Genomic DNA, 20,180 nt, shown 5'->3' with positions numbered 1-20,180 from the left:
GGTTACTGAAATAGGAGGAAAAAGACATGTTCCGCGATGATTCAATTCTTTTAACTTACCTGCATCTAGCCGCGGAACCTGAGCTTGCCAATGCACTTATTAAAAGCGGTGTTACTTCTGTTGCTTATGCTGATGATTTAGGCTTTGAATATGTCCCTGTATACAAAGCTCTAGAAACTGTTCCGTTATAAAAATGATTGCTACAATTCTATCTAGTTGTTTCTACAAGTAAAAATTCCTATTTTAATTCCATCATGGTTATTTCTTGATGGAATTATTAAGTTTATCATACTATTTTTCCGAAAAAGACTAGTAATTCTGAATTCTTAGTTTAAAATATATATATACACTTATTTTTTAAAACTTGACACCCTCAAAAAGCAAAGTCATTTTTATGACAAGGAATATACATGGATAGCTAGATTACATAAAATTAAGAGTGAAAATCTACTAACTACTTTTCTTCGACTAATTAGGAGATTGTCAGGAGGCTTTTTTAAGCTCATTTGTTTTGTATGCGCTTTCATCATTTTGGAAAAGGTTTGGTCTTCTAAATAAAAACAGAGATTTAGAGGTTTGTTATCTTTTGTGCTCGCCAAATACTTAAACTTACTATAAGGGGGAAGTTGTTAAAGTGAAAAGAACAGCCTATCGAGGAGTTAGCTTTAATGAGGCGCAAGCAGTTGTTCGTAACCAAAGATATGGGCGTACCGAGTCCAGGGACTTTCTCAATGGAGTAGCCGCCCGTTCTTTATTCGGACAAGGAATATATCTAGTCAACGACCAGGAACTCGCCGCACAATATGCGTTTTGCCATGCCGAGGTAGAAAATGATGAGCGGGCAGTTATTCTAAAGCAAAAAATTCAGTTAAATAACCCCTTTATTCTTAATTATAAGTATAATGAAACCCGTTTAAGGAAAGAAGCTTTGAATTGGAAATATTCTGATTCGTACAATGAAATAAATGAAACAATGGAAAATTCTTCAGAGATTTCAAAAAAAATTGGACAAGTTATAATGGAGTACCTTCTTCATCATTCATTTGACGGTATTATTTATCATTTAAATGATGAAATTATTTATTACGTTCTATATGATCAATCCCATCAAGTTGAGAATATAGAAATAGAATTTGTTTTTAATATCAACAAACTCAAACAGCAGCCTTCTTAAAAGAGAATGATCACCTCTTATATCTCAAACTCATAAGTAGATTACTCCATTTCCTTTCCACAAAAGATAGTATAGTAGACCATCTCTGTACAGTCTTTATCCTGAATCAGCCTTCCTCTCCTAATGTTTACAGCAGAGGAAGGCTGGTATATAGAAATCTATCTATTTACCTTAATAAGGTTCCGTATTTCTTATTTCACTTCAACAAATTGTTCCTTTTTCACTTTAGCAATCACGCTGTTAGCAATTCCCTCATATATCTTTCCTATCGGATGATCCGCACCGTAGATAGACCGTGCAGTATCCGGATCTTCTTCATCAGGTTGGGCGAGCGGGAGCTTTCCGAATAAATCAGTTTTTAATTCCTGAACGATTCTTTCTCCTCCCCCACGGCCAAATATATATTCCTTTTTTCCCGTCTCCTTGCTTTCAAAATATGACATATTTTCGATTACACCTAAAATTTCATGATTTGCTGTCTGTGCCATCTTACCGGCACGGACAGCAACCAGGGCAGCAGTAGGATGTGGTGTCGTAACGATAATTTCCTTTGAGGAAGGGAGCATTGAATGTACATCCAGAGCAATGTCACCTGTTCCCGGTGGCAGATCGAGCAGTAAAAAATCCAGTTCACCCCAGTTCACTTCGCTGAAAAAACTGTTTAACATTTTTCCAAGCATTGGGCCTCGCCAAATGACTGGCGAATTATCTTCACTAAAGAAAGCCATTGACATCACTTTAACGCCAAACCGCTCAGGCGGGATAATTTTATTATCTATAATTTCCGGTCTCGTTTTTATTTCCATCATATCAGGGATGCTAAAACCATAAATGTCAGCATCGATTAACCCTACTTTGTACCCAAGCCTGCTGAGGGCCACTGCAAGATTGGAGGAAACGGTGGATTTTCCTACCCCCCCCTTACCACTTGCAATGGCAAGGAACGTTGTCTGACATTCAGATGATAAGAGCGGCGGAGTTCCAGGATTCACTTTCTTTGCTTCGTCAGATGTCATTTCCTCTTCAGAAAGACTATCAAAACGTAATCCGACTGTTTCTGCCCCTGCTTCTTTTAACAATTTGACAATCTGTTGTTGAACCTCCAACTGTTCGGAAGTTCCTGTTTTTGATAGAGCCACTTTTAAACTTATATGGCTTCCTTTTATTTTCACTTCATGAACTAACACACTTTTATGTAAAATTGGATCTTCGACACTTTTAATTAGTTCCATGACTTGCTCCTTTGAAACCATCGATGATCATTCCCTTCTGATTATATGTAAAGCAAATTTCGTTAATTAAAAAGTTAACCTTTTAACTAGAATAACAAGAACAGGCATTCGCCTGTTCTTGTTATTCTATGTTTTCAAATCTTTCAATATAGTTGTTTTAAATCATGTTCCTCTATAACCGTTTTTACTGTATCTACAAGGAAGCGTAAATCCTCTTCAGTTGAAGAAAGAGGAGGAGCAAGAATCAGGACGTTTTGATAGCCTGGAATCGTGTCGCCATTTCGGCCGATTATGAGCCCTTTTTCTTTACATACTGCTATGATCTTCCCTAATAACTCATCGGCTGCAGGTTCTTTCGTTTGCTTATCTGCAACTAGCTCGATTCCAAACAAGAAGCCAATTCCACGAACTTCTCCAACACAATTAAGCGATTCTAAATCTCGCAATTCACTTAAAATGGTACTTCCAAGCTGGGAGACTCTTTCAACGATTTTCTCCTCTTCAATAATCTCAATATTTTTCAAGGCAACAGCACATGCTGCAGGATGTCCGCCAAAAGTGGACACATGACGGAAATGCTGTTTGTCGCCTTCTTCTTTAAATTTTTCATAAATATACGATTGGACAGCTGTCGCCCCTAATGGAAAATAGCCGCTTGTTAATCCCTTAGCCATGGTAACAATATCCGGCTGCACACCTTCCGAATGCATAAAGCCAAACATTTCCCCCGTTCTTCCAAATCCTGACACAACTTCATCGACAATTAATAGGACATCATTCTCTTTACAAATTTCTGCTACCCTCGTTAGATATTCTTTTGATGGAATCAGCACACCGCCTCCAGAAATAAACGGCTCTAAAATTACGCCGGCTACTGTATCAGGCCCTTCCCATGTAATGACTTCCCTGATGTATTCTGCAGCTGCCAGATCGCTCTCAAATGTACTGCGATAACTGTATGGCGGGGGAACATGAAGGAACCCTGGAGCACTTGGACCATATTTATCCTTGCGGTTTGCTTGAGCAGTTGCACTTAGCGCCCCCATTGTTGAGCCATGATAGGCACGGTATCTCGAAATGAATTTATATTTTCCTGGGTTGCCATTTTGAACTTGATATTGCCGGGCAATCTTGAACGCTACCTCATTTGCCTCTGATCCACTGTTCGAAAAATAGCTTGTATAAGAAGCCTTTAACAAGCTGCTTAGCTTTGCTGAAAGTTCAATAGCTGGAACATGGCTTAAAGTAAGTGGAAAATAGGAGATATTCACCATTTGATCGTAAGCAGCTTGTGCGATTTCTTTACGTCCATGCCCTAAGTTTAAGCACCATAGACCTGAAACACCGTCTAAATATTTATTGCCTTCCATATCCTTAAACCAGGAACCTTCACCCTGAGAAGCAATCATTGGGCTGGCGTTTGCATTGAACCTGCTCATCGAATGCCATAAATGTTCTTTATCTTTTTGAATAAGCGTTTGATTTTCTGTTTGAACTTTCATTATTTTCCCTCCATTCAATCCTTCATAGCCTGGCGTTAACATACAATTTGGATGGACATTTAAAACTGGATAGAAATGCTCATACCGGCAGCTTATCTTTCTCTAAATCTAATTTCTTTGCTGCCCCGCTGGCAATAGCAGCCTGTGATACAGCATGAGCTACACGAGTTACCACCCGCTCATCAAATGGTGAAGGGATAACATAGTCCTCATGAACATCATGTGTACCAACTATTTCAGCAATGGCATAAACAGCAGCAATCTTCATCTCTTCATTTATCTCTGTTGCCCTCACATCAAGTGCCCCTCTGAATATTCCCGGAAAAGCTAACACATTATTAATCTGATTTGGAAAATCAGAACGTCCAGTTCCGACAACCCGGGCACCTGCTGCTTTTGCTTCGTCAGGCATGATTTCCGGATCCGGATTAGCCATCGCAAAAATGATAGCGTCACTTGCCATTGTCTGTACCATTTCAGTAGTTAAAACTCCGGCAACGGACACACCAATGAATACATCCGCACCCTTTAGGACTGTTTCCAATGACCCATCTAATCTCTGTTTATTCGTTTGCTTAGCTAGTTCTTCTTTCATGCGGTTCATCCTAATAGGACGCCCTTGATAAATAGCTCCTTGTGAGTCGCATAAAATTAAGTTTTTGACCCCCATAGATAAAAGAAGCTTCACTACTGCTACACCTGCTGCCCCTGCCCCATTTACAACTACTTTAATTTCAATCAGCCGTTTTTTCACCAATGATAATGCATTAATCAGCCCAGCCGCAGTTACAATGGCAGTTCCATGCTGATCATCATGAAACACCGGGATACTCAGTTCTCGTTTAAGGCGCTCTTCAATCACAAAGCAATTTGGCGCTGAGATATCTTCAAGATTGATCCCTCCGAATGTCGGTTCAAGAAGCTTCACTGTCTCGACTACTTTATCAACATCCTGGGTATTTAAACATAATGGAATCGCATCAATTCCCCCAAACAATTTAAATAAGGCAGCCTTTCCTTCCATGACTGGCATCGCAGCTCTAGGACCTATATTGCCGAGTCCCAAAACAGATGACCCATCTGTTATAACTGCAACAAAATTGCCTTTTATCGTATATTCATACATTTTTTCTTCGTTTACTGCAATTTCTTTACAAGGTTCAGCAACACCTGGTGAATAGATTAAACTTAATTCCTCTGAGCCTTTTACTGGAATTTTAATTCCGATATTAAGCTTTCCTGAATACTTCCTATGAAGTTCCAAGGCTTTTTCTTTCATATCCAATCTCTGTCACTCCCCTTTAAAAAATTGTGGTCACTCTGTTATTAAACTAGCTTTTTCTGGTTACCAATAATTATATTAGAGAAATATTTTCGGGCATCTGCAGTTAGAATATGAAGTTCAACCTTTTGCCCCATATTATTAGAGGAAGGTGCAAATTCTACGAATGCTCCGCTTAAGTTTTCACGAACACCTGCAATCTGGTATCCTTTTCCGATCAATTCATCTATTTTCTCTTTTTCTTCTAAAAATTCTATATAAGATGACATATTTTCATCCTCCAAATTAAAATATTTAAATGATAGCGCTTTCTTTTTCTGGTGCGCTTTCCAGTGTTTCAGCAGTATCAATCACCCAATCACGTCCAACTGTAATGCCTAAATACTTCTCATCACTTGGATCTTCCAGTTCAGCCTGTTTATATATATTAAACCACCAATATTTTGCTAAAATATAATAGCTAGTGGCAGAGAGGACAAATCCCACTACAAATGAATAGTTGGAGAAGATAACAGCACCAGTTCCTCCAATTGCCCAAGAAATAAAGCCTGCCCAATTTAATCCCGCATGGTAACGATATTGGCCATCCTGTTCATATAAGTCCTTTACATTCACTCGGCGTTTTCGGATTAAATAATAATCTGTAAAAAGAATTCCAACAAGACCTGCCAGCACTCCGCCAATGATTAATAGGAAGGGTATTAAAGTATCAAAAAGGTTCCATGGCTGCGACACCATTCCAATTATTCCAGCTATGATAACTCCAGCATAAAATGGCACTTTAGGTCCGCCAATATTGGAGAATATCGTACCAGCTGGAACCAAGTTGCATGCTGTGTTTGTAGACCATTGGGCAAGAACGATCATTAGGAGTAAGACCCCTAGTATTAACCCCCCAGCAGATTCTTGAAGAGCGACAATTGGGTCATAATTACCAACAGCAATATATGCAACACCACCAATTGCAACTACAAAGGTTTGAGTTAAAGGCAGCGCTATAACACTCCCAACTAAAGCCCCCTTATTCCGCTTAAACCATCTCCGCTCATACTTTGGTGCTTTAATAAAGCGGGATAGCGAGGAGATATCTGCACTTAAAGTCGACCAGTAACCCATATTCCCAAATACAATAGTTAAAAAAGCCGTAAATAAAGCTACTCCAGACACAGGATTCTCAATCCATGTCCAAACATCTTTATTTGCTGCACTTGCCTGACCTGATAATGTGTAATACATCCATATAGAAATTAAGACAATTGTAGGGGCAGCTAAGTCGGCAAATTTCTCTATAGATTTAATCCCGATTGACGTGTTAATGATTTGTGCTACTACAAAAATAAAGAAACAAATAAACCAGTTATCAAAGCCAGTCCATATATTTAATATTCCATTAATTGCCGCGGCACCAAAATAAGAATTGATTCCAAACCAGATAGAAGCTGCCACCCCACGCAGGAGAGATGGGAGATGTGTCCCAAATGTCCCAAAAGGAGCTCTCAAATAAACCGGGAATGATATTCCATGCTCAATTCCTATATCTGCTATTAAAGTAATTAAAAAACCAATCGCAAGACACCCAATAAATGAAGCAAATAATACCCATGGCAGTGGCATTACTTGTACACCCGCCCCACCAAGAGCAAATGCTGCTAACACTACAGCCATTCCTACCCACATCATTGAAAATCCAAGTGTACCAATGTTTCTTTCACTATGGGGGATAGGTAGCAGATCAGGAGATTTCAAATAATTATTGTTTTTTTTCATTCCATTTCTCCTTTTCTCAAAATTATTTTACATGTAGGAATAGGTTGTGATGGAAAATAAGAGGAAGGAATAGTCCTTCCTCGATGATAAAATGGTGTTTCTCACTAAGCCTAGGGGCTGCTATTAATTTATAAATATAGTATTTTATTGAAAGACTTTTTCTGTTGCCTTAGTGTTGCTCCCGAACCGCTTTCTCTTTAGATACTTACCTGTTCCTGGTTTGCCGACAAATTGTTTTTCCCTAATAACAAATTCTCCGCGTGATAAAACCGAAATTGGTTCTCCTGTAATTTTCATTCCTTCAAATGCGCTGTAGTCAACATTCATATGGTGGGTTTCTGCGGATATCGTTCTCTCAGCATTTGGATCAAAGATGACAATGTCTGCATCGCTCCCAACAGCAATTGTTCCTTTTTGAGGGAATAACCCAAACAGCTTGGCAATTCGTGTAGAAACAATATCAACAAATTGATTGATGGAAATACGTCCTTTTTCCACGCCTTCCGAATAGAAAAGGCTGAAACGGTCTTCGATAATTGGTCCTCCATTTGGAATCTTTGTAAAATCCCCTCTGCCCAATTCTTTTTGGCCATTAAAATTGAATGAACATTGGTCAGAACCAAGTGTCTGCAATTGACCGTTTTTCAAGGCATTCCATAATACTTCCTGGTTCCATTTTTCACGAAGAGGAGGAGACCATACGTACTTGGCGCCTTCAAAGTTTGGTTTTTCTAAATAGGACTGATCTAGTACAAGGTACTGCGGGCACGTTTCCCCCCATACTTGATATCCTTTTTGACGGGCTTCCGCAATTTTCTCTACTGCAGCTGCGCATGATACGTGAACCACATAAACTTGCGAATCAGCAAGCCCCGTTAATTGTGCAGCCCTTCCCGTAGCTTCCCCTTCCACTTCCGGTGGTCTTGTTAATGCATGATAGATAGGATCTGTATTGCCCTCTTTCAATGCCTTATCAACCAAGTAGTCAATGACATCCCCATTCTCAGCGTGAACCATGACAAGTGCGCCATGTTCCTTTGCCGTTAACAGTGTGCGAAACAAGGTTCCATCGTCAGCCTGAAATACATTTTTATAAGCCATAAATACTTTAAATGAAGTAATCCCATCTTCCTCGATGATTTTAGGGATTTCATTTAGCACATTTTCGTTAACCTCACTGATCATAAGATGAAAACCATAGTCAATTACGGCCTTATCTTTTGACTTTTCATGCCAGGTTTGAATCGAATTTTTTAATGGTACGCCTTTATCTGTTAAACAAAAGTCAATAACGGTTGTTGTTCCCCCATATGCAGCTGCAATGGTACCTGTTTCAAAATCATCGGATGTGACAGATCCTCCAAAAGGCATATCTAAATGCGTATGAGGATCAATGCCTCCAGGGAATAAATAAGCACCTTTTGCATCAATGATTTCATCTACATTTTCCTTTAAATTTCTGCCTATAGCTGCGATTATTCCATCTTCGATTAGGACATCAGCTTCATATTGATCGGTTGCAGTGACCACTGTTCCATTTTTTATTAATTTTTTCATCAGATATTCCTCCTTTTTTTCTACGAGCGTGATGGCAAAAGAGTCCATTCTGATTTAAGAATTGCAGACTGGAAGCTTGATAGCTTTTTGGCGTTCATTCCAAGTCATCGGTTCACCGTTCGGAATTTCAATCATGTCAATTGCACCATCCACAGGACAAACAATTGAACATAAGTTACAGCCTACACAATCTTCTTCACGGACTTCAAGATAGGAATTTCCGTTTTCTGAAGTAAGCATGTCAATACATTGATGGGATGTATCCTCACAAGCGATATGACACTTGTTACAGTTAATACAAACATCATTGTTAATACGAGCAATCACTTTATAATTCAAATCCAGGTTGCCCCAGTTAGAATAATTCCCAACTGATTTACCAATAATCCCATCAAGGTTAGCGATACCTTTGCCATCAAGATAGTTATTTAATCCATCAATCATGTCTTCAACAATGCTGAAACCATGATGCATAGCTGCTGTACATACCTGAATGCTTCCTGCACCCATTAGCATAAATTCAACTGCGTCCTTCCAGGTCGACACCCCTCCCATTCCTGAAATCGGCACATTAATCTCAGGATGGCGCGCACATTCTGCCACCATATTTAAAGCAATCGGTTTAACGGCAGGGCCACAATAACCGCCATGTGCCCCTTTTCCTGCGACGTTAGGGAAGGTCTTCCAAGAATCAAGATCTACTCCTGCTAAACTATTAATCGTATTAATCATACTAATCGCATCTGCCCCGCCAAGGACGGCTGCATAGGCTGTCGCAGTAATATCAGTAATATTAGGTGTTAACTTTACGATTACTGGCACTTCAGCAACTTCCTTTGCCCAATACGTTTGTTTCTCAACTAATTCAGGCACCTGGCCAGATGCTGCTCCCATACCGCGCTCTGCCATCCCATGCGGACAGCCAAAGTTTAATTCGAAACCATCCACTCCGACATCCTGCACTTTTTTTACAATTTCATGCCAGGCTTCCTGCCTAGGCTCAACCATTATTGAAGCGATAACTGCATGATTAGGAAATCTCTTTTTTGTCTCATAAATCTCTTTCAAATTTACTTCAAGCGGGCGGTCTGTAATTAACTCAATATTATTGAACCCGGCAACACGCTGTCCGTTAAAATGGGTTCCTGCGAAACGAGACGATACATTCAAGATTGGATCCCCTAATGTTTTCCAAACCGCTCCCCCCCAGCCTGCTTCAAATGCTCTTTGCACTTGATAGCCAGAGTTTGTTGGCGGAGCAGAAGCCAACCAAAAAGGATTCGGTGCTTTAATGCCGGCAAAGTTGACACGTAAGTCTGCCATTTGAATTCCTCCTGCCTAAAATAAGTTTCAATTATACGGTTTCCATTGTCATTTTATTGGTAATTAAGTTTTTATTAATTGAGTGGGCTGTCAGTTTGCCTTGTTGTGCCGCAGTAACAACCATCGCTTCTCCTTGCCCATCACCAAAAATGACATCACCTGCTGCGTATACTTTTGGATTCGATGTTTGATGGGTATTAATATCAATCTTTACGATGCCTCTATTATGTTCTAATCCTAACTCTTCAATAAGGTTGACATAACGAGTTTGTCCAATTGCTTTAATGATTCCGTCCACTTCCATACTAAATTCAGATCCTACTACCGGGACTGGGCGACGACGTCCTGAATCATCGGGCTCTCCGAGTTCCATTTTTACGCACACCAAGGCTTTTACTTTACCGCTGTCATCTTTAATAATTTTTGTAGGTTGTGTTAGCCATCTGAACTCCACTCCATCTTGTTTGGCAAATTCATATTCGAATTCGTAAGCGGTCATTTCGGCCTCTGTCCGACGATAGACCATTTTAACATCGCCTGCTCCTAAGCGAACAGAACAAGTAGCAGCGTCAATAGCCGTATTCCCAGCTCCAATTATTACAATTTTCTTCCCAATAAATTGCTGGTCAAATGGTGGTGTTTTTGTGTTTTCTACAAAATCTATCGCATCATATACACCTTCTGCATCTTCACCTTGAATACCTAGCATTGGAACCTTTGACATACCAATCGCTAAAACAACAGCGTCATAGTTATTGACAATTTCCTCTACCTGGATGTCCCTGCCTACCTTTGTATTTGTACGGATTACTACCCCTAATTTCTCGACTTGTTCTACTTCCCAAAGCGATACTTCCTGAGGCAATCGGAATGAGACAATACCGTATGTATCCAGTCCGCCCGCTTTTTCCTTCGCTTCAAAAATTGTCACTTGGTATCCAAGACGAGCCAGTTCACGTGCAGTAGATAACCCTGCAGGGCCACCGCCAATAATGGCAACAGTTTGCCCGTTGGCTTCACCTGCCTGGAACAACTGCTCGTTATTTTGAATAGCCCAGTTGGTGGCATGACGCTGCAAATTTCCAATCATGATTGGAAGAGAAGCATCGTTCAGCACACAGGCGCCTTCACATAATTCTTCTGTCGGGCACACATGTGCGCAGCTGGCGCCGACCGGGTTCGCTTCCATGATAACTTTTGCAGAACCTTTCAAGTTGCCGGAAGCAATTTTCTTAATGAAAGATGGAATGTTAATGCCTGTCGGACAAGCTTTGATACACGGTGCGTCATAACAATAAAGACAGCGATTGGATTCATCAGCAGCTTCCTTTGTTGTTAAAGCTGGCTCAAGTTCACTAAAATTCACTCTTAAATCATCTAATGAAATCTTTTTATTCTTTACTCGGTTTAAATGCATACTTATCCCCTCCTCACTTATTTCCGTGCGGCTTTATATACACGGTTTTATACTCCGTATAGAAATCTATAGCTGTACTTCCCACTTCCCTAAATCCGCCAATCCCTGTTCCTTTGATTCCTCCAAATGGAAAATGGGGTTCACTATAAGTTGAAGGCATATTTACATGTGTAAATCCTGCTTCAATGCCGTTAACAAACTTCATTGCTTTTTCCAGATTATTTGTATAAATAGTAGAAGATAGGCCGTATTCGATATTATTAGCCCATTCCATCGCCTGTTCATAATCATCTGCTTCCATCACACTAAGAACCGGTCCAAATATTTCTTCCTGAGCAATCGTCATGTCTGGAGTGATTTTCCGGAAAACAGTCGGAGCTACGAAATAACCAAGGGCATGCTCGCCTTCTGTTAAGCGTTCGCCGCCGGTAACTAAAACCCCGTTTTCATTTTTGGCAATGTCGATATACTCTAAAATACTTTCCATGGAACCTTGGTCAATAACTGGCCCCATCTGTGTACCTTCTTTAATCGGATTGCCAACGTTCAAGCTCTCTACTTTCTTTTTAAGAAGTGCGATAAATTCTTCTGCAACGGCCTTTAGAACAATAATCCGGCTTGTTGCCGTACATCTCTGTCCACTCTCTCCAAAGCCGCCGGCAATCGCATGATCGGTGGCAAGTTCCAAATCTGCATCTTCTAAAACGACAAAAGGATTTTTCCCTCCCATTTCTGCCTGGAAGCGCGCTCCCCGTTTTGCAATAAGCTGATTAATCGCTAGGCCTACACCGTTAGAACCAGTAAAGGAGATGGCTTTAATATCGGGATGATTGGCAATGGCATTTCCTACCACCGATCCAGGCCCTGTAACAAAGTTAAGGACACCTGACGGCAAGCCTGTTTCCCGATACGCTTCCACCAGCCATAAACTCACTAATGGCGTTTGGCTTGAAGGTTTAAATAGGACAGTGCATCCGCATGTGAGGGCGGTAGCTATTTTCCAGGATGCAATACCCAGCGGAACATTCCATGGGGTAATAATCCCTACCACACCAATAGCCTCCCGCTTCGTATAGCCAATTACTTCTTTGTCCCAAGAGGGAATCGTTTCTCCTGTTAAACGTTCAGCTTCACCAGCCAGGTACCTCATTACCCTTATAGTTCGTATAACTTCTGCTTTTGCATCAGCATACGATTTGCCTACTTCTAAGATTAATTGTTTAATAAACTCTTCCGACCGTTCTTCAATATACGTAGCTGCACGCAAAATATATTGCCCGCGTTCAGGAGCCGCTTCATTTCGCCACTTTTTTAATGCCTTTTTAGCTTCTCCGACGGCCTCTAATACATCTTCCTCACTTGACTGTTGGCAAATGCCCAGTTCTATTCTTGTATCTGCCGGATTAGTCACTAAAAATGTCTTGCCAGTTGAAGATGTTGTCCAGTTTTCGCCAATGAGGTTTTTAAAAACCTTCGTCTTTTCTGAAACTTTCATTTACTGTGTCCCCCTCCAATGCTTACGGTTTCTCAATCATTGATTATCCTTTAAATCCCTTAGTTGATTATTCTTAATATTCTTAAAATAATCATATGATATCAATAACTTATTGTCAATCATAATGATTGCATTATTATTATATTTTTTAATAAAATCAAAAAAATAAATATTTAAAAATGATATCTGTTAATATTTAATATATCCATAAGGTTCTTTTCACTAAATTAATTGTTTTTTACCTATAAATTATTCATGAATTTATTTTTTTAAATTAATTTATTGTAAAATGAAGATATGTTTATTTTTCCGATATAAATATTAGGGGAAGAAGTGAAAAAGGTTGAAAAGGAATGAGTTAGAAGCCAACATTAAATTAATTGACGAGAAAGTGAAAGCTTACCAGCAAGACCTGCAAAAACTACGAGAGCAGCTAGACGCTTTAGATGAACAAGAAAAAGAACGTGAAAAGTTTGTTTCCTCAAAAGAACTTGTCAATTTAATTTACAAGAAAGTCGGCAAGAACATTAACATGTCCACTATAAAAAGATGGGCGGATGAAGGTTATTTAGGGGAAGTCATTGATGAGAAAGAAAGGTTTTGGGCTCTACATTCCAAACAAGGAAAGAAACGGTTTTTATATCCTAAAGTTCATGCATTGACTTTTTTATATGAAAAAGGATTTTTACTGCCTGAATTTGAAGTACTTGACCGCGTGCTGGTAACTAATCCTGAATTTGATCATACAATTGGAATTGTTATTAACTGCGATTTAAATAAGGGTGAATTTCTCTATAACCTTCAAATTGAAGGGACTTATGAAATAATTAAAGATATAAAAGAGAGAGAATTAACACTAGTAACCGGGGATGTGAATAAATAGTGAAAGCAAAAATCAGGCTTAAAAACACCATATCAAACCAGGAAATTGCAAGAAAAATGAGAGAAGCCAATCGAGAAGCCAATAATCTCATCGATATTTCCTTTAAGGAAGATCTTTCAGAAATATTTTTTGAGGGAGAACGAATATTAATTCCAGAAAAGGCCTGGTTTGATGAGGATATGCTTGTTAAAGGTCAAGCAAAAGAAAAAGATAGCGCTATTGAAATCTTACCTCAGGATATAGGCAAAACGATCAATCTTCATTTAGATGCAGAATTAGTAGCTGAATTGAACGAAATTAAAAATCATATTATGAGCAAAACGCAACATGATATCATTCTGGATCTATTTAAAAAAGGGCTCGATCAATACAATAAAGAGAATAAGTAACAGAACAAGCCCTTCTTTTAAGGGCAAAAAAAACCAGTACTGCATGAGGAGGCCACTGAAACAAACAATCTCTGTTGCTTGAAGTTAAAACTCTCTGTTTTTTACTTAGACTACACAAATTGATCATCGCATTTTTTCACTTAAACAAATTTTAGTCATTGACATAAAGAACTACATAGGGGGATTATGTACATTGATTAACACTAAAACAGAACATACGTTTCTTTTTATCTAGAAGTTTGAAAAGAAAAATGATAAACTAAAGTTAACAACTACATAAGCAGGGTGGGCGGTTAGCCACTTCCCTTGAAGGGAGGTGGCAAAGATGACGACATACGAAGCAATAACTATTGCACTGTATTCAACCTAGTTTTGATAGGTGTTTTAACTATTGTATTTATGTTAAGACAAAAGGCAGTACACAGAGAGTAATAAGGAATTCACACCTAATTCACCTAGTCTTCATGAGCAGTTTACCCAGGATAAAATCCATATGATTAAGGAAATGCTTAAATCATAGTAATAATATTTTATGAATTAGAAAATAATAGTGTTTAGGAAAGGAGGGATTGCGAATGTCTGTAAAAAAGTGGGTAACAGGATTGGTCGTTGTGCTTGCAATGGTTGTGGTTGTGACAACTCTAGGCTCACTCGGCGTATTTGCTGAATCCGGTGTTGTAACTCAGCCTATGGAGACGGTGAAATCGATTGAGGTCGAGTTGAACGATGATTATTTTAATCCGAAAATCATCACTATTCCGAATGGAACAACCACAACGTTGATATTGAAAAACAAAGGTAAGAAAGAGCACACCTTCACAGTGGAAAAGCTCGGAATTGACGCCGAGGTCCAGCCAGGAAAAGAAAAAAACATTACCGTGAAACCGAAACAGCCCGGTACATATGAACTGATATGTCGGTACCATTTCCAGGAAGGAATGGTTGGAAAAGTAATAGTCAAATAAAAAGCAGGGCCAATAAGGCCTTACCTTTTTAATAGGCAAAGGAAATTTACTTATTATTACCCAGACATCATCATAACAGCTAACTTTCCTCCACTAACGGATGTCTCTCATTAGTATTATCGGTTAAGTTTTAGAGAGATTTTTTATTAAGCTTATTTTTCATTACACAGGATATTGATGTTTGGATTATTAATAATAGTTCCACCTCTAATAAATGGTAAATATAATGTATGGTAACGTATAAACCATTTAGAATGAGGTGGAAAGGTGTATTTTTTTAAACCTATTTCTGATGAGGTTCGTTTATCTCAAATAATATTCAATAAACATAAAAAAACGATGAAGCTCATTTTAGGGTCTATTTTTGCCTGTTGGAGTAAATATTGATCACGATCACTATATTTAGAAACAAACGAATCCATGATTCTTCTCGCTAATGGTTATACTTCATCAAGGATTTGTTGATTTCTTATTGTTGTGTCTTCTATATATGATTTTCACTAAATTATCTGCTTGGATCAATACTGGTCACTTCCTTAAATGTTCTAAATGAATATGAAAATAGTCCCTATTACTATTTTAATACATTATCTATGTTTTTTTAACAAATCCTGAGCATTTTTGTAAAAATCACCAAATTTCTATTGAATGGCATGTCAGCAGAACCTTCAATCACTAAACCCCCAGCACTATACGATCCTGAACGACCTATCTGTACTCCTTTCTTATGAAAAGAATCAATTTGATCATATTGTTTTTAAGTTTCATTAAGAAAATGAGTTACAAATGCTGATATGAGCAATGAAACATGTAAATTATGCCTCTTAAATCTAGACAACCTACTAAACAAAACAGGAACGTACGTTTCTATTTATCTAGTAGTTTGAAAAGAGAAATGATAAACTAAAGATAACAACTACATAAGCAGGGTGGGCGGTTAGCCACTTCCCTTGAGGGGAGGTGGAAAGATGACGACATATCTATTGCACTGTATTCAAACCTAGTTTTGATAGGTGCTTTAACTATTGTAGTTATGTTAGGTCAAAACAAAAAGAAGTAACCGCCCCTCCTCACCAAGGTGTATGGGTAGTTACTTCTTTTTTGTAAATACTTATTGAATCGGTTAGCCGCTCACTTTGCGGCATGTAGTTGCCAGATCAGATGTTGCCTAAACATCTGATCTCTTTTTATTCTTATCTAAATTATAATAAAATTATACCAATTCATCAAGGAACTATCCAGTTTTTCAGAGGAAAGGGAATTTAACATTTATTAAATTTATAGATGGTTCCTCTTGAGCTACATAATAGTTCTCGGTATTAACGATTTTTTGATAATCTAGGAGGAGCGTTTGTGATTAGAACTAAAAAGCATCTAGCACAAGATCTAACTCCCTACTCCTTCACCCTCAGCTTTCCATCTTGCAACTTCCTCTCGAACCTTTGGCGCTTTTCCTAACAACTCGGTCGCTTTCATCACATCCTCATGAGGCATCGTGCCAATTGGTACATGCAGCACAAAGCGTGTGATGCCACGTTCTTTCGAATGTGAATAATTTTTTCTGCTACCGTATTTGAATCGCCTACGTACATCATCACATAAAAGTGTCGAAGTTAAGTATGAACGAGAAAAACATCAATTCAAGAAAAAAATTAACCGTTCGCAAAAGTGTACTTTTACGAACGGTTCCTCTTTTCTTATGAAATGACTCGTACAAAATATGTAGAAAAAGTACGTTTCTTTTTATTACTCTCTCAAATTACCAATTTCAAGTGTTTGAATAGTCCGAAAATGGTTAGGATAATAGAAAAAAGGTCAAGGAGTTGATTTCTTATGGAAAAGAATTTGTTTAATTCACCACAACCTGAGGTAAATATCATGGATTCTCTATTTGCTGAAATGGTGTTTGACAAAGCTCTGCTTGATTTCCGAAAAAAGAAAATTCAAAAGAAAATCGACCAGTCCTTACTAGACAGAAACAAAAGAGAATTCCTACGATTAATCAAGGAATTAAAGAACATTTCTTAATTGTTGTATGTTTATCGGTAAAGTTTAAAGATTAAAAAAAATAACCTTAATATAATTGAAAATTATAGGAAGAAAGGAAGCCCAATCTTATTCTTTAAGACATAGATTACTCTATTTACCGATTTATAATTATGGCTCGCTTCCTTCAGATTCCACATCACCATGGACACCCTTGCGTTAAGCTAACTGTTACTTCTGCCTTCACAGATTCGGACCTCGCACCCTATAAATCCCACCCATGCCGGGCGCACATTCAAATAAACCGCAGATAGGTATCTACGGTTTATGTCTTACTTGCTTACTTTCTTTATTCCTGTAGTTTGTTGTATTCTTCCTTAATCTTTTTACCGTCTTATCCAACTGTTCTACCCAATGGCGATTTGCTGTTTTAAAAACAACTTTACCTTCTTGGTCAATAATTCCGTATCCTCTAAAAGCAACATCACCATTTTTCAATCCTATATGAACAATCAACTCTAGTGTTCGAATCGGAGACGAATGGCAAATGCAAACTTTCACCAAATTTTTTTCTAACTTATTGCTTTTTATAGTATTTAAATCACAAAAAGTGATGATAAATCTTATTATTTATAAGTTGCCAAACGAACTTAAACTTATTTACCTGATTCGAGCCATCCACTTTAGTGCTTCCGCCGCAAGACCGTCCCAATTACTTTCTTCAATAAAGTCCTTACGTATTAAAGCTCCTCCGGCACCGACTGCTGTTGCACCTGCATCCAAGTAATCCTTCGCAGTATCCATAGTTATTCCACCAGTGCTCATTATAGGAATATGACTTAGTGGACCTTTTACATCTTTTATAAAGTTTGGACCAAGAACGGACGCAGGAAATAGTTTAATCATGGGAGCCCCTAGGTTAAACGCACGTAACATTTCACTCGGGGTGAATACACCAGGAATTGCAGGAATGCCTCGTTCAGATGAATAACGAATTACGTCCTCATCTAGGACTGGTGCTACAATAAATTGTGCACCTGCGTCAATAGCAAGTCTGCAGTCTTCGACGTCTAACACTGTGCCAGCTCCGACAATTAATTGACCACCGAATAATGACACCGATTCACGGATAATGTCTTCGGCACGATCCGTTTCCATCGTAATTTCTACAGCATGTATACCACCATTTAATAATGCTTGCACAATTGCTGAACTTTTATCATATGGTATTTTTCGTAGTACCGGAATAATCGGGTTTTGCTTAAGTTTGTCAATTATCATGATGAGTCCATTCCTTTCAAATATTTTCGATGAACAAGCTGTTTCAGCTTTCACCTACTATTTATTAATAGTACAACTACCACTTACCGCTCAATCATTTCCCGTGACCCTAAAAAGACTTCGACCTCTTCTAAATATGGTAGTCCTTCATTGTCACCATTAACTTGAACAACCATTGCTCCTATCGCATTGGCAAACTCAAGTGTTTGTTGAATCGGCCATCCTTGAATAGTTCCGTAGAGAAAGCCTGCGTCAAACCCATCACCCGCGCCAACTGTATCGACCACCTTGGCAACATGTGTTCCTGGTACATGGACCCATTCATTGTTGATAAGTGAATAGCAACCTTTAGCACCATCTTTTACAATTACTTGCTCAAATGAATAGAGCTTGATCGCTTCAATCAACTCCTGATCATTAGAAGTTTCAAAGATAAGCTCTAGCTCTTCCCGACCAACTAGTAAATAATCAACAAACTGTAAATAGGAACGAATTGTGATTCTCGCTTGTTCTTTCGACCAAAGACGCAGCCGGATATTCGGATCCAACGAAATTTTTACCCCATGTTCTTTTGCTATTTGCAGTGCTCGTAAAATGACAGCACGATTGTTCTCTTGAATAGCTGGGAATACACCAGTTACATGTAATATTTTCGCATTACGAATATACTCTTCCGGCAACAATTCTGGTGTTAATGTTTCTGTTGGTGATTTGGTACGGTAGTAGAAAGTGCGACCAGATCCTGATTCCTGAACCTCTTTAAAGTTCAGAGAAGTTGCATATCCTTCTACCAATTTCACTTTAGAAACGTCAATACCTTCTCCTCGTATAGTGTTTATAATATGACGGCCGAACTCGTCTTTTCCTAGACGACTGATCCATCCGGCTTTTAAACCTAACCTAGCACAGCCTAATATTACATTTAATTCTGCACCACCGATCTTTCGTTCAAACTGATGCACAAAACGAAGCGGGCCTTTTGTCTGGGGATCAAACGTTATCATGCCATCCCCGATTGTAATAATATCCATAACGTTCTTCTTCCTCTCAGCTCTCGAAATAAGGTAAGTATGTCAGATTCCAAGTACTTATTATCATTGCCTAGCAATCTATTTATTAGGTAAATAGTACACAAATTACGGAAGTTTTATCTCCCCATCCATCCACCGTCAACAACCAAGACGTGACCACTGACATAATCAGATGCTTTTGATGCTAGAAACACTGCTGCTCCTACAAGGTCATCCGACTCACCCCATCGGCCAGCTGGAATCCGATCTAAAATTGTTTCATTACGATTCTTGTCGTTGCGTATGGCTTCTGTATTATTGGTCTCAATATAACCAGGTGCAATTGCATTTACTTGCACACCTTGCCCAGCCCACTCATTAGCTAAGGCTTTCGTTAATCCTGCTACCGCATGTTTACTCGCAGTGTATGCTGGAACAAACAATCCTCCCTGGAATGAAAGTAGCGACGCAATGTTGACTATTTTTCCGAAGCCTCTTTCAACCATTCCTCTACCAATTTCTTGTGACAATACAAAAACAGAATTAATATTTACATCCATCACACGGAGCCACTCTTGTTCTTTATAGTCGACTGCTGGTTCACGATGGATGACACCCGCATTGTTTACCAGAATATCAATTGAATGCTTTTCCAGAACGGGCTTTAGTTGTTCACGAATAGAAGATACATCGCTCAAGTCTATTAAAATAGTTTCATAGGTACCACCGATATCATCAATTTTCGCTTTCGTTTCACCTAGATTATCACGATGCCCTAGCAATAATACGTGTGCTCCAGCTGCTGCTAAACCAACTGAAATTGCCTGCCCTATCCCCGTTCTTGCCCCAGTAACCAAGGCCGTTTTCCCTTTTAATGAAAAGAAATCCATATTGAATGCCATAAAAAAACCTCCTTT

Annotated in this window: 18 protein-coding genes and 2 pseudogenes; 6 read left to right on the top strand and 14 right to left on the bottom strand. The window is 38.8% G+C overall.

The genetic code is table 11. The features are described 5' to 3' along the window. Positions 1–14 precede the first annotated feature (14 nt). Positions 15–128 (top strand): annotated as a pseudogene (locus tag ACFFIX_RS10260) (alanine dehydrogenase); the annotation flags it as partial. Positions 129–634: 506 nt separating this feature from the next. Continuing rightward, positions 635–1,174, top strand: a complete 540-nt coding sequence (locus tag ACFFIX_RS10255) for a hypothetical protein (protein ID WP_378933443.1) — start codon at positions 635–637, stop codon at positions 1,172–1,174. A 191-nt stretch (positions 1,175–1,365) separates the two neighbouring features. Here ACFFIX_RS10255 and salA read toward each other — a convergent pair whose 3' ends face one another. From salA to ACFFIX_RS10210, 9 genes are all read right to left on the bottom strand, one after another. Continuing rightward, complete coding sequence (gene salA / locus ACFFIX_RS10250; protein WP_378933440.1) at positions 1,366–2,427, bottom strand: iron-sulfur carrier protein/transcriptional regulator SalA; 1,062 nt, start codon at positions 2,425–2,427, stop codon at positions 1,366–1,368. A 122-nt stretch (positions 2,428–2,549) separates the two neighbouring features. Next, the gene (locus ACFFIX_RS10245; protein WP_378933437.1) at positions 2,550–3,908 is read right to left on the bottom strand and encodes an aminotransferase; all 1,359 of its coding nucleotides are present in this window, start codon (positions 3,906–3,908) and stop codon (positions 2,550–2,552) included. A 79-nt stretch (positions 3,909–3,987) separates the two neighbouring features. After that, positions 3,988–5,193, bottom strand: a complete 1,206-nt coding sequence (locus ACFFIX_RS10240) for an NAD(P)-dependent malic enzyme (protein WP_378933434.1) — start codon at positions 5,191–5,193, stop codon at positions 3,988–3,990. Positions 5,194–5,234: 41 nt separating this feature from the next. After that, a complete protein-coding gene (locus ACFFIX_RS10235) occupies positions 5,235–5,459 on the bottom strand; it encodes a hypothetical protein (RefSeq protein WP_378933431.1) in 225 nt (74 codons plus the stop codon). A gap of 25 nt (positions 5,460–5,484) precedes the next feature. Further along, positions 5,485–6,957, bottom strand: coding sequence for an NCS1 family transporter (locus ACFFIX_RS10230; protein WP_378933429.1), 1,473 nt, complete (start codon positions 6,955–6,957; stop codon positions 5,485–5,487). Between the two features lie 144 nt (positions 6,958–7,101). Next, on the bottom strand, positions 7,102–8,514 hold the full coding sequence (hydA, locus tag ACFFIX_RS10225) for a dihydropyrimidinase (protein WP_378933426.1): 1,413 nt from the start codon (positions 8,512–8,514) through the stop codon (positions 7,102–7,104). Between the two features lie 54 nt (positions 8,515–8,568). Further along, the gene (preA, locus tag ACFFIX_RS10220) at positions 8,569–9,837 is read right to left on the bottom strand and encodes an NAD-dependent dihydropyrimidine dehydrogenase subunit PreA (protein ID WP_378933423.1); all 1,269 of its coding nucleotides are present in this window, start codon (positions 9,835–9,837) and stop codon (positions 8,569–8,571) included. 31 nt (positions 9,838–9,868) lie between these two features. Then, a complete protein-coding gene (locus tag ACFFIX_RS10215) occupies positions 9,869–11,254 on the bottom strand; it encodes an NAD(P)-dependent oxidoreductase (protein ID WP_378933420.1) in 1,386 nt (461 codons plus the stop codon). Positions 11,255–11,267: 13 nt separating this feature from the next. After that, a complete protein-coding gene (locus tag ACFFIX_RS10210; protein WP_378933417.1) occupies positions 11,268–12,749 on the bottom strand; it encodes an aldehyde dehydrogenase family protein in 1,482 nt (493 codons plus the stop codon). A 343-nt stretch (positions 12,750–13,092) separates the two neighbouring features. On the opposite strand from ACFFIX_RS10210, the gene ACFFIX_RS10205 reads away from it, so the two are divergent. The 3 genes from ACFFIX_RS10205 to ACFFIX_RS10195 all read left to right on the top strand — a co-directional run bounded on the left by ACFFIX_RS10205 (position 13,093) and on the right by ACFFIX_RS10195 (position 14,986). Then, a complete protein-coding gene (locus ACFFIX_RS10205) occupies positions 13,093–13,632 on the top strand; it encodes a hypothetical protein (protein WP_378933414.1) in 540 nt (179 codons plus the stop codon). Further along, complete coding sequence (locus tag ACFFIX_RS10200) at positions 13,632–14,021, top strand: hypothetical protein (RefSeq protein WP_378933411.1); 390 nt, start codon at positions 13,632–13,634, stop codon at positions 14,019–14,021. Before ACFFIX_RS10205 ends, ACFFIX_RS10200 begins: the two co-directional genes overlap by 1 nt. A gap of 575 nt (positions 14,022–14,596) precedes the next feature. Next, positions 14,597–14,986 (top strand): cupredoxin domain-containing protein, encoded by a 390-nt coding sequence (locus ACFFIX_RS10195; RefSeq protein WP_378933408.1) that lies wholly within the window; start codon positions 14,597–14,599, stop codon positions 14,984–14,986. A gap of 1,386 nt (positions 14,987–16,372) precedes the next feature. On the opposite strand, the pseudogene ACFFIX_RS10190 reads toward ACFFIX_RS10195, so the two are convergent. Next, positions 16,373–16,581 (bottom strand): annotated as a pseudogene (locus ACFFIX_RS10190) (LLM class flavin-dependent oxidoreductase); the annotation flags it as partial. 238 nt (positions 16,582–16,819) lie between these two features. Here ACFFIX_RS10190 and ACFFIX_RS10185 point away from each other — a divergent pair. Continuing rightward, positions 16,820–17,014, top strand: a complete 195-nt coding sequence (locus ACFFIX_RS10185) for an IDEAL domain-containing protein (RefSeq protein WP_378933405.1) — start codon at positions 16,820–16,822, stop codon at positions 17,012–17,014. A 276-nt stretch (positions 17,015–17,290) separates the two neighbouring features. Here the strand turns inward: ACFFIX_RS10185 and ACFFIX_RS10180 are convergent, their stop codons facing one another. The 4 genes from ACFFIX_RS10180 to kduD all read right to left on the bottom strand — a co-directional run bounded on the left by ACFFIX_RS10180 (position 17,291) and on the right by kduD (position 20,165). After that, positions 17,291–17,533, bottom strand: coding sequence for a hypothetical protein (locus ACFFIX_RS10180; protein WP_378933402.1), 243 nt, complete (start codon positions 17,531–17,533; stop codon positions 17,291–17,293). Between the two features lie 99 nt (positions 17,534–17,632). Then, positions 17,633–18,253 (bottom strand): bifunctional 4-hydroxy-2-oxoglutarate aldolase/2-dehydro-3-deoxy-phosphogluconate aldolase, encoded by a 621-nt coding sequence (locus tag ACFFIX_RS10175; protein WP_378933400.1) that lies wholly within the window; start codon positions 18,251–18,253, stop codon positions 17,633–17,635. A gap of 83 nt (positions 18,254–18,336) precedes the next feature. After that, positions 18,337–19,284, bottom strand: a complete 948-nt coding sequence (locus ACFFIX_RS10170) for a sugar kinase (protein ID WP_378933397.1) — start codon at positions 19,282–19,284, stop codon at positions 18,337–18,339. A 116-nt stretch (positions 19,285–19,400) separates the two neighbouring features. Next, positions 19,401–20,165, bottom strand: a complete 765-nt coding sequence (gene kduD, locus ACFFIX_RS10165) for a 2-dehydro-3-deoxy-D-gluconate 5-dehydrogenase KduD (RefSeq protein WP_378933394.1) — start codon at positions 20,163–20,165, stop codon at positions 19,401–19,403. Between the last annotated feature and the right edge of the window lie 15 nt (positions 20,166–20,180).

This window comes from Metabacillus herbersteinensis, assembly GCF_042433335.1.
GTDB lineage: Bacteria > Bacillota > Bacilli > Bacillales > Bacillaceae > Metabacillus > Metabacillus herbersteinensis.
This window is presented reverse-complemented; position numbering and strand designations above follow the sequence as displayed.

Bases quoted from the DNA above. Each gene is read 5' to 3' on its own strand.
- ACFFIX_RS10215 (WP_378933420.1), bottom strand. From the start codon at position 11,254: ATGCATTTAAACCGAGTAAAGAATAAAAAGATTTCATTAGATGATTTA.
- ACFFIX_RS10195 (WP_378933408.1), top strand. From the start codon at position 14,597: ATGTCTGTAAAAAAGTGGGTAACAGGATTGGTCGTTGTGCTTGCAATG.
- kduD (WP_378933394.1), bottom strand. From the start codon at position 20,165: ATGGCATTCAATATGGATTTCTTTTCATTAAAAGGGAAAACGGCCTTG.
- ACFFIX_RS10230 (WP_378933429.1), bottom strand. From the start codon at position 6,957: ATGAAAAAAAACAATAATTATTTGAAATCTCCTGATCTGCTACCTATC.
- ACFFIX_RS10185 (WP_378933405.1), top strand. From the start codon at position 16,820: ATGGAAAAGAATTTGTTTAATTCACCACAACCTGAGGTAAATATCATG.
- ACFFIX_RS10245 (WP_378933437.1), bottom strand. From the start codon at position 3,908: ATGAAAGTTCAAACAGAAAATCAAACGCTTATTCAAAAAGATAAAGAA.
- salA (WP_378933440.1), bottom strand. From the start codon at position 2,427: ATGGTTTCAAAGGAGCAAGTCATGGAACTAATTAAAAGTGTCGAAGAT.
- ACFFIX_RS10210 (WP_378933417.1), bottom strand. From the start codon at position 12,749: ATGAAAGTTTCAGAAAAGACGAAGGTTTTTAAAAACCTCATTGGCGAA.
- ACFFIX_RS10170 (WP_378933397.1), bottom strand. From the start codon at position 19,284: ATGGATATTATTACAATCGGGGATGGCATGATAACGTTTGATCCCCAG.
- hydA (WP_378933426.1), bottom strand. From the start codon at position 8,514: ATGAAAAAATTAATAAAAAATGGAACAGTGGTCACTGCAACCGATCAA.
- ACFFIX_RS10235 (WP_378933431.1), bottom strand. From the start codon at position 5,459: ATGTCATCTTATATAGAATTTTTAGAAGAAAAAGAGAAAATAGATGAA.
- ACFFIX_RS10175 (WP_378933400.1), bottom strand. From the start codon at position 18,253: ATGATAATTGACAAACTTAAGCAAAACCCGATTATTCCGGTACTACGA.
- preA (WP_378933423.1), bottom strand. From the start codon at position 9,837: ATGGCAGACTTACGTGTCAACTTTGCCGGCATTAAAGCACCGAATCCT.